Origin of the sequence: Amycolatopsis sp. cmx-8-4 (assembly GCF_046548675.1) — a bacterium.
Classification (GTDB): domain Bacteria; phylum Actinomycetota; class Actinomycetes; order Mycobacteriales; family Pseudonocardiaceae; genus Amycolatopsis.
On record NZ_JAEBDZ010000003.1, the window covers coordinates 580,782 to 597,167 of the forward strand.

At 70.0% G+C, this 16,386-nt stretch carries 17 protein-coding genes; 7 read left to right on the forward strand and 10 right to left on the reverse strand.

Annotation, left to right across the window (positions count from 1 at the left end; translation table 11 throughout):
- Positions 1–31: 31 nt before the first annotated feature.
- Entirely contained in the window at positions 32–2,050 is a 2,019-nt protein-coding gene (locus ACLJQZ_RS08840) for a VanW family protein (RefSeq protein ID WP_410619570.1), read from the forward strand.
- Between the two features lie 4 nt (positions 2,051–2,054).
- Here ACLJQZ_RS08840 and ACLJQZ_RS08845 read toward each other — a convergent pair whose 3' ends face one another.
- Together ACLJQZ_RS08845 and ACLJQZ_RS08850 are read right to left on the reverse strand one after the other, a co-directional pair.
- Positions 2,055–2,819: a leucine-rich repeat domain-containing protein gene (locus ACLJQZ_RS08845; RefSeq protein ID WP_410619533.1), complete on the reverse strand. Its 765-nt coding sequence runs from the start codon at positions 2,817–2,819 to the stop codon at positions 2,055–2,057.
- Positions 2,816–3,661: a helix-turn-helix transcriptional regulator gene (locus tag ACLJQZ_RS08850; protein WP_410619534.1), complete on the reverse strand. Its 846-nt coding sequence runs from the start codon at positions 3,659–3,661 to the stop codon at positions 2,816–2,818. The genes ACLJQZ_RS08845 and ACLJQZ_RS08850 overlap by 4 nt, the downstream gene beginning before the upstream one ends.
- A 111-nt stretch (positions 3,662–3,772) precedes the next feature.
- Here ACLJQZ_RS08850 and ACLJQZ_RS08855 point away from each other — a divergent pair, with 111 nt between their 5' ends.
- Positions 3,773–5,176 (forward strand): MFS transporter, encoded by a 1,404-nt coding sequence (locus ACLJQZ_RS08855; protein WP_410619535.1) that lies wholly within the window; start codon positions 3,773–3,775, stop codon positions 5,174–5,176.
- Here the strand turns inward: ACLJQZ_RS08855 and ACLJQZ_RS08860 are convergent.
- The 5 genes from ACLJQZ_RS08860 to mug form a co-directional block, all read right to left on the reverse strand.
- Entirely contained in the window at positions 5,166–5,459 is a 294-nt protein-coding gene (locus ACLJQZ_RS08860) for a GlsB/YeaQ/YmgE family stress response membrane protein (RefSeq protein ID WP_410619536.1), read from the reverse strand. The two genes, ACLJQZ_RS08855 and ACLJQZ_RS08860, sit on opposite strands and share 11 nt — an antisense overlap.
- 147 nt (positions 5,460–5,606) lie before the next feature.
- Positions 5,607–5,882, reverse strand: coding sequence for a GlsB/YeaQ/YmgE family stress response membrane protein (locus tag ACLJQZ_RS08865; RefSeq protein ID WP_410619537.1), 276 nt, complete (start codon positions 5,880–5,882; stop codon positions 5,607–5,609).
- 182 nt (positions 5,883–6,064) lie between these two features.
- Positions 6,065–7,900: an acyl-CoA dehydrogenase gene (locus ACLJQZ_RS08870; protein ID WP_410619538.1), complete on the reverse strand. Its 1,836-nt coding sequence runs from the start codon at positions 7,898–7,900 to the stop codon at positions 6,065–6,067.
- A gap of 159 nt (positions 7,901–8,059) precedes the next feature.
- On the reverse strand, positions 8,060–8,845 hold the full coding sequence (locus tag ACLJQZ_RS08875; RefSeq protein ID WP_410619539.1) for a response regulator transcription factor: 786 nt from the start codon (positions 8,843–8,845) through the stop codon (positions 8,060–8,062).
- A gap of 371 nt (positions 8,846–9,216) precedes the next feature.
- The gene (gene mug / locus ACLJQZ_RS08880; protein ID WP_410619540.1) at positions 9,217–9,768 is read right to left on the reverse strand and encodes a G/U mismatch-specific DNA glycosylase; all 552 of its coding nucleotides are present in this window, start codon (positions 9,766–9,768) and stop codon (positions 9,217–9,219) included.
- Positions 9,769–10,195: 427 nt separating this feature from the next.
- On the opposite strand from mug, the gene ACLJQZ_RS08885 reads away from it, so the two are divergent.
- The gene (locus ACLJQZ_RS08885; RefSeq protein WP_247059431.1) at positions 10,196–10,372 is read left to right on the forward strand and encodes a hypothetical protein; all 177 of its coding nucleotides are present in this window, start codon (positions 10,196–10,198) and stop codon (positions 10,370–10,372) included.
- Here the strand turns inward: ACLJQZ_RS08885 and ACLJQZ_RS08890 are convergent.
- On the reverse strand, positions 10,313–10,957 hold the full coding sequence (locus ACLJQZ_RS08890) for a VanZ family protein (protein WP_410619541.1): 645 nt from the start codon (positions 10,955–10,957) through the stop codon (positions 10,313–10,315). The two genes, ACLJQZ_RS08885 and ACLJQZ_RS08890, sit on opposite strands and share 60 nt — an antisense overlap.
- Before the next feature lie 104 nt (positions 10,958–11,061).
- Positions 11,062–11,196, reverse strand: coding sequence for a hypothetical protein (locus ACLJQZ_RS08895; protein WP_410619542.1), 135 nt, complete (start codon positions 11,194–11,196; stop codon positions 11,062–11,064).
- Positions 11,197–11,584: 388 nt separating this feature from the next.
- Here ACLJQZ_RS08895 and ACLJQZ_RS08900 point away from each other — a divergent pair, with 388 nt between their 5' ends.
- The 4 genes from ACLJQZ_RS08900 to ACLJQZ_RS08915 all read left to right on the forward strand — a co-directional run bounded on the left by ACLJQZ_RS08900 (position 11,585) and on the right by ACLJQZ_RS08915 (position 15,729).
- Positions 11,585–12,664: a Gfo/Idh/MocA family protein gene (locus ACLJQZ_RS08900; protein WP_410619543.1), complete on the forward strand. Its 1,080-nt coding sequence runs from the start codon at positions 11,585–11,587 to the stop codon at positions 12,662–12,664.
- 51 nt (positions 12,665–12,715) lie between these two features.
- Positions 12,716–13,555 (forward strand): alpha/beta fold hydrolase, encoded by an 840-nt coding sequence (locus ACLJQZ_RS08905; RefSeq protein WP_410619544.1) that lies wholly within the window; start codon positions 12,716–12,718, stop codon positions 13,553–13,555.
- A gap of 114 nt (positions 13,556–13,669) precedes the next feature.
- Positions 13,670–15,364: a bifunctional metallophosphatase/5'-nucleotidase gene (locus ACLJQZ_RS08910; protein ID WP_410619545.1), complete on the forward strand. Its 1,695-nt coding sequence runs from the start codon at positions 13,670–13,672 to the stop codon at positions 15,362–15,364.
- Positions 15,365–15,402: 38 nt separating this feature from the next.
- Positions 15,403–15,729 carry an MmcQ/YjbR family DNA-binding protein gene (locus tag ACLJQZ_RS08915; RefSeq protein ID WP_410619546.1) on the forward strand — a complete coding sequence of 109 codons (327 nt, stop codon included), beginning with the start codon at positions 15,403–15,405 and terminating at the stop codon, positions 15,727–15,729.
- Here the strand turns inward: ACLJQZ_RS08915 and ACLJQZ_RS08920 are convergent.
- Complete coding sequence (locus ACLJQZ_RS08920) at positions 15,719–16,252, reverse strand: GNAT family N-acetyltransferase (protein ID WP_410619547.1); 534 nt, start codon at positions 16,250–16,252, stop codon at positions 15,719–15,721. The two genes, ACLJQZ_RS08915 and ACLJQZ_RS08920, sit on opposite strands and share 11 nt — an antisense overlap.
- Positions 16,253–16,386 lie beyond the last annotated feature (134 nt).

Below are 16,386 nucleotides of genomic sequence, written 5' to 3' on the forward strand. Positions count from 1 at the left end.
TGCGGCGCTGGTCACAGACGGTGCCGAAGCTATGCAGTCGCTGTATGAACCAGCTGCTGCTCCTGAGGACGCGGTGCAGCCAGGGCCGTGGCCGGTTGAGTCTGCTGGGAGTGCGGCGCAGTCTGGGGCGTGGCCCGGTGAGCCTGCCGGGGATGCGGGGGCGCTTGGGCCGTGGCCGGATGAACGGGCTGCTGCCGCTGCCGAGACCGCGGCCATCGAGGCGGTGCCCGGTGCCGAGCCTGTTGTCGACGATGCCGTTGTCACCACTGATCTCTTCGCCGAGGACCTGCTCGGCGAACTCCTCGAAAACCCCGCGGCCCCGCCCCCGCCGGAGACTCCTGCGCGCAAGCTGCGCAAGGGCGTTGCTCGCACGATGATGATCGTCGGGCTCACGCTGGGGCTTTTCGTCATCCTCTACGCCGTCGACCTTCTCTCCAGCGCCGGTGATGTGCCGCGGGGGGTGACCGTGGCCGGGATCGGTGTCGGGGGGATGACCCACGCCGAGGCGGAAGCCAAGCTGCGCAAGGAACTCGAGCCTCGGCTTACCCGGCCGGTTGTGGTGCACGGTGGGGATGTCCAGGCCGAACTCGTTCCGTCGCGCTCGGGGCTGGGGCTCGACTGGCCCAACACCCTGGGGCTCGCCGGGCACCAGCCGCTCAGTCCGATCACCCGGATCATGTCCTTCTTCACCAGTCGCGAGGTCGGTGTCGCGACGCGGACCGATGAGAACCAGACCAGTCAGGCCGTCCGCGCGCTGGCCGACGGCAAGCTCGACCACGCCGCCACCGAGGGCGCCGTAGGGTTCATGCCACTGCAGGGCAGCGATGGCGGCGTCACGCCCTACCCGATCCTGCCGCGCCAAGGGCAGCAGCTGACCGATCTCGCGGGCGCCGTCCACGCCGTCACCGAGCACTGGCTGGACCCGGGCGGCGTCAAGCTGGCGATGGCCATCACGCCGGTGCGGGCGACCGCCGCCGGGGTGCAGGCCGCGTTCCAGCAGATCGTCGTGCCCGCGGTGGCGAAGCCGGTTGTGGTGCACGGGCAGGGCAAGGACGTGCCGCTCAAGCCGGACGCGATCGCCTCCTCGTTCCAGTTCGCGCCCGTCGAAGGCGGTGCCGTCGAGGTGCGGATCGACCAAGGCAAGCTGCAGGCCGCGCTGAAGGACGGCCTGGCGAGCACCGAGACCGACGGCAAAGACGCGCAGATCGTCTTCGCCGGCGACCAGCCGACCGTCGACCCGTCCGAAGACGCCCGGAAGATCAACTGGGAGAAGACCTTCCTCCCGCTGATCGACGTCCTCAAGAAGACCGACGGGCGCGATCTGCCCGTGGCCTACAACGCGTCGAAGCCCGGCGTGACCACCGAAGCCGCGGGGGCGCTCGGCATCACGGAGGTCATCGGCGAGTTCACCACCGGCGGGCTCACCGGCCCGGCCGCGACGAACAACCGCACGCTGGCCGACCGCGTGTCCGGCACCATCGTCAAGCCCGGCGAGACGTTCAGCCTCGGCGGCCGCTCCGGCCCGCGCACCGCGGACAACGGTTACGTGCCCGCTCCGGCCAACGAAGACGGCACCGGTCCGACCGTCGTCGGTGGCGGCGTCTCGCAGCTGGCGTCCACGTTGTACAACGCGGGCTACCTCGCCGGCCTCGCCGACAGCGGTCACCTCGAGCACGACACCGACCTCGACCGCTACCCCGTCGGCCGCGACGCCAAGGCGATCAACGCCGACGGCAGCCCGGTCGAGCTCAAGCTGACCGACGACGCCCAGACCGGCATCGCCCTGCAGGCCGTGGTGTCCGGCGACTCCGTGACGGTCCGGATCTGGGGCACCCGGCACTACCGCGTCGAGGGCTCGACCGGCGGGCAGACGCCCGGCGACCCGCCGCCGGTGCAGTTCGGGGGCGCCACCCCGTGCCAGCCGTCGATCGGTTCACCCGGCTTCAGCGTCACCGACACGCGCGTGCTCTACGACGTCGCGAGCGGCGCCGAGGTCCGCCGGACGTCGCACACCGCGACCTACGGTCCGCGTCCGACGATCCTGTGTTGAGTTGTCAGCGAAGGACCATGCAACCCGCCTCCTCGAAGTCCCGCAGCCACGACGGCTCCCGGAAGTGCTTGTTCCACCGCAGATCCAGCTTGTCCAACTTGGACAGTCCGGCCACCGACGCGGGCAGCGTCACCAGCGAGTTCTCCCGCAGGTCCAGCTGACGCAGCTCGCTCAACGCCCCGATCGACGCCGGCAGCTCGCGCAGCCGGTTGCCGCGCAGGTGCAGCTCCCGCAGGGAACCGAGCGCGCCGATCGACTCCGGCAACGCCGTCAGTTCGTTGTGGTAGAGCCGGAGTTCGCGCAGCGACGCGAGCCCGGAGAGATCGGGCAGCGACTCGATCCGGTTGTCCGTGCACCCGAGGTACCGCAGGTTTCCCAGGCGGCACAACGACGACGGGAACTCCGTCAGCCGGTTGTCGCTGAGGTAGAGGTACTCGGTCAGCCCGGCCAGGTCGCCCAGCTCGCCCGGCAACGTCGGGAACCGGTTGTGCCCCAGGTCGAGCGTGTGCAGTGACGACAACGCGGAGATCCCCGGCGGCAGCTCGGTCAACGAGTTCGTGGCCAGGTTGAGCACGCGCAACCCGGTCAGCCGCCACAGCGACGGCGGAACAACAGAGATCTCGTTCGCGTACAGGCTCAGGTGCTCCAACGCGGAACCCAGCGCCGGCACGGACGTCAGCCGGTTGCGATCCAGATCAAGGCGCGTGACGTCGTCCGGTACCGAGGGCACCGAAGCCAGTCCCTGCCCGCTCAGATCGAGCCACGTCATGAGCCCTCCCGGCGGCGGGTCGCGGGCAGCGACGCCCAGGTGGCCGCGTCGTCCGGTGTCGACACCTGGATCCGCAGGCCCGGCACCTCCGACACCGCCAGCTCGGTCAGCCGGAAGTTCAGCCGCCCGGCCCGCGGGTGGTCGAACCGCCGCAGCCGGGCCAGCGGCTCGGCGACCTCGTTGCGCGCCCACAGCTCGGCGAACTCCGGGCTCAGCGCCGAAAGCCGCCGGATGTCCTCCGCCCAGCACGGGTCGCCGAGGTGCCGGCCGTACTCGGCCCGCATCCGCGCGACCATGTGCGGCACCTCCTCGTCGTAGTTCAGCAGGAACGCCCGCGCGTTCGGTTCGGTGACGCAGCACCAGAGCAGGTTCTTGTGCAGGCACGGCAGGCTGTGCCACTCCCAGAACAGCTCCTCGTGCGCCGCGTTCGACTCGAGGATGTCGAACCGGCCGTTGACGACCGTGGCCGGCAACGGTTCCAGCGCGCGCAAGACCTCGCACACCGCGTCCGGCACCACCTCGACCGCCGACGGCAGCCGCGAAGGGGTCAGCTCCGCCAGCCGGTAGAGGTGCTCCCGCTCGGTGTGGTCCAGCCGCAGCGTGCGCGCGACGGCGTCGAAGACCTGCGCGCTCGCGTTGATCGGCCGGCCTTGCTCAAGCCACGTGTACCAGGTGACGCCGACCCCGGCGAGCAGCGCGACCTCCTCCCGCCGCAACCCGCTCGTGCGACGGCGCAGGCCGGGCGCGAGCCCGACCTCCTCGGGGCCGATCCGCGCCCGGCACGCCTTGAGGAACCGGCCGAGTTCCTCTCGGCGGCTCACGGGGACCTGCGTCTGGGTCATGTGGGCATGGTGCCCGAGGGGTACGACAATTTCCGGAAGAAGGTGGTGCCGGCAGTACCAGCATCACCGGGCTCTCGGTGTCGCAAGCGAAAGACCCGCAGGGTCAGGGGCATGACACTCACCACCCCGGCCCCGGCCGTCCCGGGCCGGACCGCGCGGCCGTGGTTCATGCTCGGCGTGCTGCTGCTCGGCCAGTTCATGGCGTTGCTGGACGTCACCGTCGTGAACGTCGCCATGACCGACATCCGCACCGACCTGCACGCGTCCGGCGCCGCGCTGCAGCTCGTCGTGTCCGGCTACACCGTGGGCTACGCGATGCTGCTGATCACCGGCGCCCGGCTCGGCGAGCTGTACGGGCGACGCCGGATGTTCGTCACCGGCGTCGTCGCCTTCACGGTCTTCTCGCTGTTGTGTGGACTGGCGCCCGGCGCGGGAACGCTGATCATCGCCCGGATCGCCCAGGGCGCCGGCGCCGCGCTGATGATGCCGCAGGTCATCAGCGTCATCCAGGCGCAGTTCAGCGGCCCCGCGCGGGCGAAGGCGCTCAGCGCGTACACCGCGGTCATCTCGGTCGCGTTCGTCGCCGGCCAGGTGGTCGGTGGCGTGCTCGTCGGCGCGGACCTGTTTGGCGCGAGCTGGCGGCCGATCTTCCTGGTGAACGTGCCGATCGGCGTGCTCGTCGCCGTGCTGGCGGCGAAGCTGATCCCTCGGAGCACCGCCCGGAACGGCCGTCGGCTCGACTTCGCCGGGCTCGCGATCGCGGTGCCGGCCGTGGTGCTCGTCGTGCTGCCGCTGGTGCTCGGGCACGAAACCGGCTGGCCCGCCTGGACGTTCGCCTCGCTGATCGCCGGCGCCCTGCTGGCCGCGTTGTTCGTGGTCGTGGAACGCCGGGTGCGCGATCCGCTGGTGAACCTCGACGTGCTGCGGATCCGCGGCGTCGCACCAGGTCTGGCGGCGCTGGCCGCCGGGGTCGCGTCCTACGGCGGTTTCCTGTTCTGCCTGGCGCTGCACCTTCAGACCGGATTGGGTGATACGGCGTTGACGGCCGGGCTCACCATGGCGCCCGGCGGCGTGGTCTTCGGCCTGTGCGGGTTCTTCTGGCACAAGCTGCCCGCGCGCGTCCACGCGGCGGTGACGCCGATCGGTTACGTCGGATCCGCCGCGGCCTACGCCTTGCTCGCACTGAGCCTGCGCGACGGCGGCCACGGCGGCGCGCTGTTCTTCGGGGCGCTGATGCTTTTCGGGCTCTCGATGGGACCGGCGTTCGGGTCCCTGATGGCGCACTCGCTGACGCACGTCCCGCTCGCGAGCGCGGCGGACGTCAGCGGGTTGCTGACCACGACGTTGCAGCTGGGCCAGGTCGTCGGCGTCGCGACGTTCGGGAGTGCTTTCCTGACCCTGGCCGGGGGTTCGTCCGCGCACGCCATCACCACGACGATGACCGGGGCCGCCGTGCTGCTGCTCGTCGGTGCCGGGTTCGCCGTGGTGCTGGCGCGCGCGTCGGTCAGGCGTTAGTGCGGCTGCCGCCCTTGATCCGCGCGTAGATCGCCGAAGCCGCGATGACGCCGACGACGGCGGCGGCGATCTGGAAGACGTGCCGGATCCAGTCGATGCCGTTCGTGTCCCGGACGCCGAACACGCCGGCGAGCCAGTTGCCGATGAACGCGGCCACGATGCCGACGACGATGGTCAGCCAGATCGGGATCTTCTGGTCGCCGGGTGCGAAGAGCCTGCCGAGCACGCCCAGGATCAGGCCCACGATGATCGTCGAGATGATGCCCCAAAGTCCGCCGAGCACAGTTGCCTCCTCGGATAGCCCAATAAGCGCAACCGTGACACCGATCCGGACGCTTCGCCCGCTCGGACCCCCGATGGTGTGACGACCCGAAACGGCCCGGCCCGGTTCACCCTGGGGGCGAACCGGGCCGGGCCGGGATCGTGAGAGTTACCTGGTCACCCCGCGACGACCGTAGAGGCCCGCGGCGATACTGACACCGACGGCGGCGAGGACGACCTGCGTGAGGATCTCCAGCCAGTCGATGCCGTTCGTGTTCGCGTATCCGAGACCGCGCGCGATGGCCGTGCCGATGAAGGCGGCGACGATGCCGATCACGATGGTCAGCCAGATCGGGATGTTCTGCTTGCCGGGCGCGAGCAGCCGCCCGAGTACACCGATGATCAGGCCGATGATGATGGCACTGACGATTCCGGCGATGGTCATCGCTTCTCCTCTCAAGAAGCCGCGGAGGCGCCGCGAACTCGATGAGCGGAGTGCCCCGGGTGGGTGACGGCGAAACACGGTGTACCGGGAATTACCCTCCTCGCCGCCGCATCGTTACGACGTCTGCCGGACACGGCGAAGGGGGCCCTCCCCCGGCGGGAAGAGCCCCCTTCGGGTGTCACTCAGAACGCGGCTTCGTCGAGCTCCATGAGCGCGTTGTCCGCGGCCTCCACGATCGCGCGGCGAGCGGTCAGCTCCGGCAGCACGCTCTTCGAGAAGAACGACGCCACGGCGATCTTGCCCTCGTAGAACGGGACGTCCTTGGCGGACGCGCCCGCGTCGAGCTTGGCGATGGCGACCTCGGAGTGCTTGAGCAGCTGCCAGCCGATGAGCAGGTCGCCGACGGACATCAGCAGCCGGACCGTGTGCTGGCCGACCTTGTTGATGTTCTGCGGGTCTTCCTGCGACGCCGTCAGGTAGCCGATCAGCGAGCCCAGCATGCCCTGGGTGTCCTCGAGGGCCTGCTTGAGCAGCCCGCGCTCGTTCTTGAGCCGGCCGTTGCCCGCCTCGGACTCGATGAACTTCGTGATCTCGCCGGCGACGAAGGCCAGGGACGCGCCCTTGTCGCGGACGATCTTGCGGAAGAAGAAGTCCAGCGACTGGATCGCCGTGGTGCCTTCGTACAGCGAGTCGATCTTGGCGTCGCGGATGTACTGCTCGATCGGGTAGTCCTGCAGGAAGCCGGACCCGCCGAGGGTCTGCAGCGACTGCACGAGCTGCTCGGTGGCGCGCTCGGAGCCGACACCCTTGACGATCGGCAGCAGCAGGTCGTTGACGCCGTGCGCGACCTTCTGGTCACCTTCGCCGGTCCACAGCTGGTCCTGGAACGACGCCGTGTACAGGTACACCGCGCGCAGCCCCTCCGCGTACGCCTTCTGCAGCATCAGCGAGCGGCGGACGTCCGGGTGGTGCGTGATGGTGACGCGCGGCGCGGCCTTGTTCAGCATGTTCGGCAGGTCGGCGCCCTGGACGCGCTCCTTGGCGTACTCGAGCGCGTTGAGGTAGCCGGTGGACAGCGTGGCGATGGCCTTGGTGCCGACCATCATCCGGGCGTATTCGATGACCTGGAACATCTGCGCGATGCCGTCGTGCACCTCGCCGAGCAGCCAGCCCTTGGCCGGGGTGCCGTGCTGGCCGAAGGTCAGCTCGCACGTCGTCGAGGCCTTGATGCCCATCTTGTGCTCGACGTTCGTGACGAAGGCGCCGTTGCGCTCGCCCAGCTCGCCGGTCTTGGTGTCGAAGTGGAACTTCGGCACGAGGAACAGCGACAGGCCCTTGGTGCCGGCCTTGGTTTCGATGCCGGGACCCTCGGGGCGCGCCAGCACGAGGTGCATGATGTTTTCGCTCATGTCGTGCTCGGCGGAGGTGATGAACCGCTTCACGCCGTCGATGTGCCAGGAGCCGTCCTCCTGCTGGACGGCCTTGGTGCGGCCCGCGCCGACGTCGGAGCCGGCGTCCGGCTCGGTCAGCACCATCGTGGCGCCCCAGGCCCGGTCGATCATCAGCTGGGCCCAGTGCTGCTGCTCTTCGGTGCCGTTCTTGTTCACGATCATCGCGAAGTTGGGGCCCGCGAGGTACATGAACAGCGGGGCGTTGGCGCCGAGGATCAGCTCGGACGCGGCCCACTGCACGGTCGGGGGCAGGCCGAAGCCGCCGAGGTCGTCGGTCAGGCCCAGGCGCCACCACTCGCCGTCGAGGAGCTGCTTGTAGCTCTTCTTGAACGACTCGGGGATCTTGACGCTGAAGGTCTTCGGGTCGTACACGGGCGGGTTGCGGTCGGCGTCGGCGAAGGACTCGGCCAGCGGGCCGGTCGCGAGCTTGTTCAGCTCGGACAGCACCCCGCGGGCGGTCTCCTCGTCCGACTCGGCGAGCACACCCTTGCCCAGGCGCTCCTGAACGCCGAGTACCTCGAAGAGGTTGAACTCCAGGTCTCGGACGTTGCTCTTGTAGTGGCCCATGTCGTCACTCCAATGTGTTCGGCTCCCCGGCCGGGCACACACTTGCCTTACTCGCCGGTAACTTCAGGATATTACCTGCGGGTAACTGGAGCAAGCAGATCCGCACTTCCGAGTATCGGAAATCCCCCGGAAAGTGGGCCTCGAGCAGCGTGACCCGGGTCAGCGGTGGCCGGGGATGGCCGTTGTGTCCGCCGTCACCGGCACGTGGCCGTCATCCGCTCGGACGATCAGTATCCCGCCCCGGAAGGCGATCGTCACGGCGTGTGTCCGGTCGCGAGCCGAGAGCTTCCGCAGGATGCTCTTCACGTGGGTCCGCACGGTCTCCACGGACAGGAAGAGCAGCTTCGCGATCGCCGAGTTCTCGAGCCCCTCGGCGACCAGCTGCAACACCTGGTATTCGCGCCTGGACAGCGGCATCCCGCCGCGCGGCGCCGGTGGGCTGTCGTGGGCGAGGTCCCCCTTGGGCACGGTCGAGCGCTTCGGCCGGGCGGTGAGCGCGGCCAGTCCGGGGTCGATGTACCGGCGCTCGGTGTGAGCCCGCCGGATCGCTTCGGCGAGCCGTCGTGAATCGATCGACCGCGGCACGATCGCGTGCGCCCCGGCGGCGATGGCGGCCGCCAGGTACTGCTGCGTGCGATTCGCGTCACGGACGAGCGTGACGATGATCAGCGCGGGGTCGCCGGCGTTGAGCAGCTTCGTCAGGTGGCAGTTCGGATCCAGCGCCGAATCGAGCACGACGACGTCCGGTTTCACCTGCTCGCACAGCTGCAACGCGGCGTGGTGGCTCGCCGCTTGGCCGGCCCAGTGCAGCCCCTGGCTGCGGTGGACCAGCGCGGCGAGGCCGTCGCGGTAGATCGGGATCGGATCGACGACAGCCACGCCGAGACTGCGCCCGCCGGGTCCGGCCGGCCCAGTGGGCCTGCGGGTGGGCTCGATGCCGTGCATCGTGGGCCTCCGTCTCTGCGCCGTCGCTCTTGGGACGCCGGACGTGTCCCCTCGGTTTCACGCGATCCGGCACCGCCCGGTCCCCCCTGCCGGGACCGGCCAAAAGTGACTCCCTCTGCTTGGTACGAGTCGCAAGTTCGCAGCTCATGACGCCAGTTCCCCCTCATGGCCCAACCCGCCGGTTACAGCAAACTCTGGGTAGAAAACCCCTCCGGGAAGGCTGCTCGACCGGGAGCAGAACGACCTGATGGGGCGGCGGGTGCTACTGAGGGTGGCCCGTGTCGATTCGCGTCCTCCCGGCTCGTCCCCCTCTAACGTCCAAGGTGCCGGTTGGGTGCGGGTTGTGACTGGTCAGCAGGGTGCGAGCGGGGCTAGCGAGTCACGACCGCGGCCCGCAGCGCGGCGAACTCCGCCGCCAGCCCGTCGGGCGTCCAGTGGGCGTTCAGGCCGCTCGGGTTCGGGAGTACCCACACGTGTGTCCCTCCGATGAGCAGCTCCTGCGGGCCGACGCGCGCCTTCGGGAAGCCGAACGCGGTCCGGTACGCCGTGATCCCGACCACGGCCAGCCACCGCGGCCGGAATTCGAGCACCTTCGCGGTCAGCAGCTCCCCGCCCTCGCGCAGTTCGTCGTCGGTGAGCTCGTCCGCGCGGGCGGTGGCCCGGGCGACGACGTTCGTGACCCCGAGCCCCAGGTCGAGCAGCTTGTCCTGTTCGGCCGGGGTGAACCGCCGCGGTGTGAAGCCGCCGCCGTGCAGCGCCGGCCAGAACCGGTTCCCGGGCCGCGCGAAGTGCTGCTTGAGGGCACCGGAGTAGAGGCCGGGGTTGATCCCGCAGAACAGCACGTCGAGGCCGGCCGCGATGACGTCCGGAATGGTGGTGCCGTACGCGGCGGCCAGCTGGTCCTTGGTGGGTCGGGTGTTCACCCGTCCAGTCTCCGGTACGACTTTCGGACCGGCACGGCACAAGTCCCCCCGGCCGCGACGTCGATCACCCGTCCGTTCCGCGTGTTCGGCTCGCCGGTCGGTTCCCGAACCGGCTGCATGCGGCTGTCGCGGCCGTTGTCCACAGGCTCCCGCTGTTGTGGACAACCGCGCGGGATCTTGGCGCTCCGCCCGGTTTCGTCGGCGGGCGCCGATACGCTGGAGGCGGGGCCGGCCCCCAGGGAGGGTGGGGGGTGCTCTTGGGGGCTGGGGGCGCCGTCCTGACCTCGGCCGATCTGATCTTCGACGCCTGGCTCTCCGCGGACCGGACCCGTTTCGCCGTACCCGCCCGTCGCCGGGGGTAGCGAAGTCGCCACTGACCTGCGTACCCTGTGTGATCTCCCGCACAGCGTCGTACCGAGGAGGATTCGTGCAGCTTCCGATCGTCCTCGGGCTGGTCGCGCTGGTCCTGGCCGTGGCGGCCGTCGTGGTCGTCCTCGAGGATCGCCGTGCCGCGAAGCGCGCCGCTCTGCAGCGCAAGGCTCGGTTAGCGCGTCTGGGCGAGGTGGATCCGCTGGCTCCGGGCCGGCTGCACGTCGACCGTTGAAGGCTTGGCCCGCAGCAGGGCCAGCAGGAGCGCCCCGAACACCCAGCCGACGCCGGCGCCGAACGTGTTGTTCACGAGGTCGTCGACGTCGAAGATCCGGTAGACGTACGGTGCGGTGCCGAAGTTCGCGGTGACCTGCGTGATCTCGATGAGCAGTGACGCCGTGAAGCCGATCAGCGTGGTGCCGACGAGCCCGCGGCGCCAGAGGATCCGCGCGAACACCCCGAGCGGGACGAACAGCAGGACGTTCATGCAGGCCTGCTGGAACGTCTGCGTCATGAACCACTGCGACAGCGGCTCACCGTGCTTCAGCAGCTCGGTGTGGATGTCGGTGATCCACTGGAACGGGTGCAGCTGCACGGTCTGGCTCGGCCGCCGGGTGCCGGGCCCGGGCAGCGGCAGGAAGACGACCGCGAGGGTCATGCACCCGTAGAGCAGCACGGCCGCGGTGGTGACGATGCCGCGCAGCCGCAGGCCACCGTGCCGCGCGAGCTGCGTGAGCAGCTGCGGCACCAGCACCACGGTCCACAGCGCGAAGAAGCCGATGAGTCCGTACTGCAGGGCGGTGACCTGTGCGTTCGTCATGCCACCGACGTTATGGATCTTGACCGGGGTGCCGCTTCGGTCGAACAGCCGGACGCCGGACACCCCCATCGGCCAACTGGCCGACCCGGCGACGGGCCGATCGGTCAGGGCCGGTCGGTCAACGTCTCAGCGTCGTTCTCGCGCTCTTCGGTGCGTTCGGCGCGCCACGCGCTGAACATCGTGCCGCCGATCAGCAGCACGACGACGGCCAGCACCACGAGTACGACCTCGATACCCACGTTTTCCCCCACCTGCCGGAACGTTCGCCTCATCGTGGCCGCGACATCCGGTGTTACCGGACACGCCGGAGTGCTTCGGCTCGCTCGTCCGCGTGCGGCCGAATGGCTGGTCTTCCCGATGTGGGTTGCGCCACAGCCGCGGGGCCACGGCCCGGCCGCGCGGCTCGTGGACGCGGTCCGCGCGGCGGCCGCGGAAGCCGTCGCTGTGCACGTCTTCGAGGGGAATGCCGCGCGAGACGTGGCTGCGAGCGACTCCGTTTCATGCCCACCGGAGACAGCAAAGACGTTCCGGGCAACGGTCGCCGCCATCTGGTGTGGCTTGCGCTCACGCGGGAACGACCGCGACGCTCGGCACGTAAGTCTTGTGGGGGAAACGAAAGGAACGCTCATGGCACCGGTCCGGGTCGGCATCGTCGGGCTCAGCGCGAACGGCGGCTGGGCCGCGACCGCGCACGTGCCCGCGCTGGCCGCGGTGGAGGGCTACGAGCTCCGCGCGCTGAGCGCGAGCAGCGCCGAGTCGGCGCGCGTGGCCGGCGAGAAGTACGGCGTGCCGCTGACCTTCGGCGACGCCGGGGAGCTGGCGCGGCACCCGGAGGTCGACCTGGTCGTCGTCGCCGTGAAGGTGCCCGAGCACCGGGCGCTCATCGAGCCCGCGCTGGCCGCGGGCAAGCAGGTGCTGAGCGAGTGGCCGCTGGGCGTCAGCCTCGCGGAGACCCGGGAGCTGGCCGAAGCCGCGAAGGACGGTCAGACGGCCGTCGGGCTGCAAGGCCGCTCCGCGCCGGCGCTGCGCTACCTGCGTGACCTCATCAAGGACGGCTACGTCGGCCGTGTGCTCTCGACGTCGCTGATCGCGTCCGGCGGGAACTGGGGCTCCAGCGTCCGCGCCGGGCGTGACTACCAGCTGCACCCCGAGGGCGGGGCGACGCTGCTGACCATCCCGTTCGCGCACACCGCCGACACGCTGCACATGGTGCTCGGCGGGTTCGCCGAGCTGTCGGCCACGATGGCGACCGTCCGGCCGCGGGTGCGCGACGAGGTCACCGGCGACGCCGTTCCGATGACCGTGCCCGACCAGATCGCCGTCTCCGGCGTGCTGAACGGCGGCGCGATCGTGTCGCTGCACCTGCGCGGCGGCACGTCGCCGGCCACGGACTTCCTCTGGGAGATCAACGGCACCGAGGGCACCCTGGTCGTCGAGGCCGCGGACCCGCTGTTCTGGATCTCCAAGCTGACGTTGCGCGGCAGCCGCACCGGGACGCTGGAGCGGCTCGCCGTGCCGACGCGGTACGAGCTGCCGCAGCTGGCCGGGCGCGCGTCCGAACCGTCGTACAACGTCGCGCACGCCTACGCGCGGCACCTCAAGGGCGACCTGCCGGACTTCGGGCACGCGCTGCGCGTGCACCGGGTGCTCGACGCCGTCCAGCGGTCGGCCGACACCGGGACGCGGGTTCACCCGGACGCAGAGTAACTGTTACCGGCGGTAGTAGATTTTCCGCCGACCCGGACCTACTCTCGGGTAATGGACGACGTTGTCTACGACCGCGCGGGCCGGGGCGAACCGCTGGTGCTGATCCACGGCATCGGCCACCGCCGTCAGGCCTGGGCCCCGGTGTTTCCGCTGCTCACGCCGCACCGTGACGTCATCGCCGTCGACCTGCCCGGCTTCGGCGAGTCGCCCGAGCCCGCCGGCGGCTACGGCGTCGAGCCCGCGCTGGTGATGTTCAAGGACCTCTTCACCGAGCTCGGCCTCGACCGGCCGCACGTCGCGGGCAACTCGCTCGGCGGGCTGCTTTCCCTGGAACTCGGCCGCGCCGGGCTCGTCCGCAGCGTCACCGCCCTGTCGCCGGCCGGGCTGTGGAACCGGCGGCAGAAGCTCTACGCGATCGCGACGCTCAAGGCCCATCGCGCGCTCGCCCAGCGCACCCCGCCGAACGTCGTGCGCCGGCTGGCCGCGACGGCGGCCGGGCGGAAGGCCCTGGTCGGCATGATCGTCGGCCGCCCCGAGCTGCTCTCGCCCGAGATCGTCGCCGAAGACGCGCACGCGCTCGCGACCGCGCCGGGCTTCGAGCCGACCGCCGCGCAGTCCCGCGGCAGTGGCATCCGGGGCTTCGCCCCAGGCCGGGGGCTCCGCCACCCGGACCCCCGAAAGCGGGGTTTCCGCTTCACCGGGCCGGTCACCGGCGTCCCGGTGACGATCGCGTGGGCCCAGCACGACCGGATCCTCGCCCGGCCGCGCGTCGCCGAGCTGCGGAAGGTCGCGCCGAACGGGACGTTCGCGCTGCTGCCGGGCTGCGGGCACGTGCCGATGAGCGACGACCCGGAGCTGGTCGCGCAGACCCTGCTCGCCGGAAGCCGTTAGATGACGTTCGCTTTACGTCCGTCTTTTGACCCTGGTAGTTGACTCCGCCGCGAGGCAGAATCCTCCGCCGTGCGCCCGTGTGGGGACCTTGGGCGCGAATCGGAGGAAACACGCATGAGGCTTTCAACCCGGCTCGTGGTGCTCGCCGCGGCCGCGCTGGTGACGGCGGCGGTGACCACCGCACCCGCGTCCGCGGGCCAGCGCCCGGACCCGACCACCGACGTCCGGATCATCGCTTTCAACGACCTGCACGGGAACCTGGCACCGCCGACTGGCTCCAGTGGCCGCGTCACGCAGTCCGACGGGACCACTGTGGACGCCGGCGGTGCCGCTTACCTGGCGACGCACGTGAAGCAGCTGCAGTCGCAGGTGCGCAACTCGTTCGTCGTTTCCGCCGGTGACAACATCGGCGCGTCGCCGCTGACCTCGGCGCTGTTCCACGACGAGCCGACCATCGACTTCCTGAACATGCTGGGCGTCAACGCGTCCGTCGTCGGCAACCACGAGTTCGACGAGGGCTACAAGGAACTGCAGCGCATGCAGTTCGGCGGCTGCCACCCGACCGACGGTTGCCAGTTCGACAAGAAGTTCAAGGGTGCGGCCTTCCCGTTCCTCGGGTCCAATGTGTACTTCACCAACGGCCTGCCGGCGCTGCTGCCGTTCACCGTCAAGTTCGAGGGTGGCGTGCCGATCGGCGTCATCGGCGCGACGCTGAAGGACCTGCCCTCGGTCGTCACGCCGGAGGCCATCAAGGGCCTGAAGTTCGGTGACGAGGTCGAGGCGATCAACCGCACCGCGAACCTGCTCGACTTCCTCGGCGTCAAGTCCCAGGTCGTGCTGCTGCACCAGGGTGACAGCACCGAGCTCGAGGGGCCGAACGATTGCCGGGTCCTGCCGGGGCCGGCCACCGCGATCGCAAAGGCGGTGACCCCGAAGGTCGACGCGATCTTCACCGGCCACAGCCACCAGCAGTACAACTGCGTGATCAACGACCCGGCCGGCCAGCCGCGCACGGTCATCCAGGGCGCGTCGTTCGGCCGCCTGCTGTCCGTGGTGGACCTGAAGATCAACCTGAAGACGCGCGACGTCGTCCGGTCGGCGACGCAGGCGCACAACGAGATCGTCACCCGCACGGTCACCCCGGACCCGGCCGTGGCGGCGCTGGTCGCCGACGCGACGGCGAAGGCGGCCCCGATCGGGAACAAGCAGGTCGGCATGATCACCACGGACCTGAAGGCGGCCGGGAACGCGGCCGGCGAGTCGGCACTCGGCGACGTCATCGCCGACGCGCAGCTGGCGGGCACGCAGTCGAACAGCGCGGTCATCGCGATGACCAACCCGGGTGGCATCCGCGCCGACCTGACTTACGCGTCGTCCCCGGCGGGCGAAGGCGACGGCGTGGTGACCTACAGCGAGGCGTTCACCGTCCAGCCGTTCTCGAACATCATGCAGACGATCACGCTGACCGGCGCGAACCTGAAGAACGTGCTGGAGCAGCAGTGGGCGCCGGGGGTGAACCCGAAGTTCCTGCAGATCTCGAGCTCGCTGCACTACAGCTACTCGGCGTCCGCGCCGCAGGGCTCGCGGATCTCGAACATCACGGTGAACGGCACGCCGGTCGACCCGGGGGCGACGTTCCGCGTGTCGGTGAACAACTTCCTCGCCGCCGGCGGGGACGGCTTCACCGAGTTCACCAAGGGCACGAACCTGGCCGGCGGGCCGGTCGACCTGGACGCGCTGACCGCGTACCTGGGCGCCCACCCGAACCTGGCCCCGCCCGCGGCGGACCGGATCACCCTGCTGCCGTAGGTCCGGTTTTTCCAAGACACCGGGTCGACAATGGACCCATGACGACTTGGGAAGACGTCGTCCGCCTGGCCTCGGGACTGCCCGAGGTCGAGGCGGCGACCTGGTACCGCACGCCCGCGCTGAAGGTGGCGGGCAAGGGGTTCGCGCGGCTGCGCACCGAGGCCGAAGGCGGCCTGGTCGTGATGTGCGGGCTCGACGAGAAGGCCGCGTTGCTGGAATCCGGCGACGCGGCCTTCTTCACGACCCCGCACTACGACGGCTCCGGCTCGATCATCGTCGACCTCGAGAAGGTCGACGTCGATCAGCTGCGTGAGCTGCTCGAAGAGGCGTGGCGGCTGAAGGCGCCGAAGCGGCTCACGACTTGAGCTCGCCCTTGAGCATGCTCATCAGGATCATGTCGTGGCGCTCGCCGTCGGCCGCGACGAACGCCTCGCGGTGGCGGCCGTCCTCGGAGAACCCGACCTTGCGGTAGACGTGCCGGGCGCGTTCGTTCCCGGCGACCACCCAGAGCGTGATCATGTGCAGGCGCATGGCGTTGAAGCCGTACCGGCACATCAGGCGCAGCGCCTCCGTGCCGTAACCGCCGCCGTTCCGGTACTCGGCGTCACCGATGTAGACGTCCAGCTCGGCGTTGCCGATCTCGGGCTCGGCGTCCCGCAGGTCGATGACGCCGATGAGCTTGCCGTCGGCCTTGGCCTCGATCCCGAGGACGACCAGTTCGTAGCTGTTGACCGGGCGTTCTTCGGCGTGCCTGCGCAGCTGCGCGAGGGAGCGCGGGTAGCTGTTGGTCATCCACCGGCCGACCTCGGGGTCGTGGACCCACGGGTGGATCTTCTCGGCGTCCTCCGGCTCCAGCGCGCGCAGCCGGACGAGCTCCCCCTCGAGCATTTCTCCCCCTAGTGTGTCGCGTCGTAAATTCGTGAGTTAAGTGGGTAGTATGGGGATATGTCGAGAACCGGGCGTCCGAAGGCTGAGCTGGTGTTGGCTGATGTCGAGCGTGAGCAGTTGATTCGCTGGTCGCG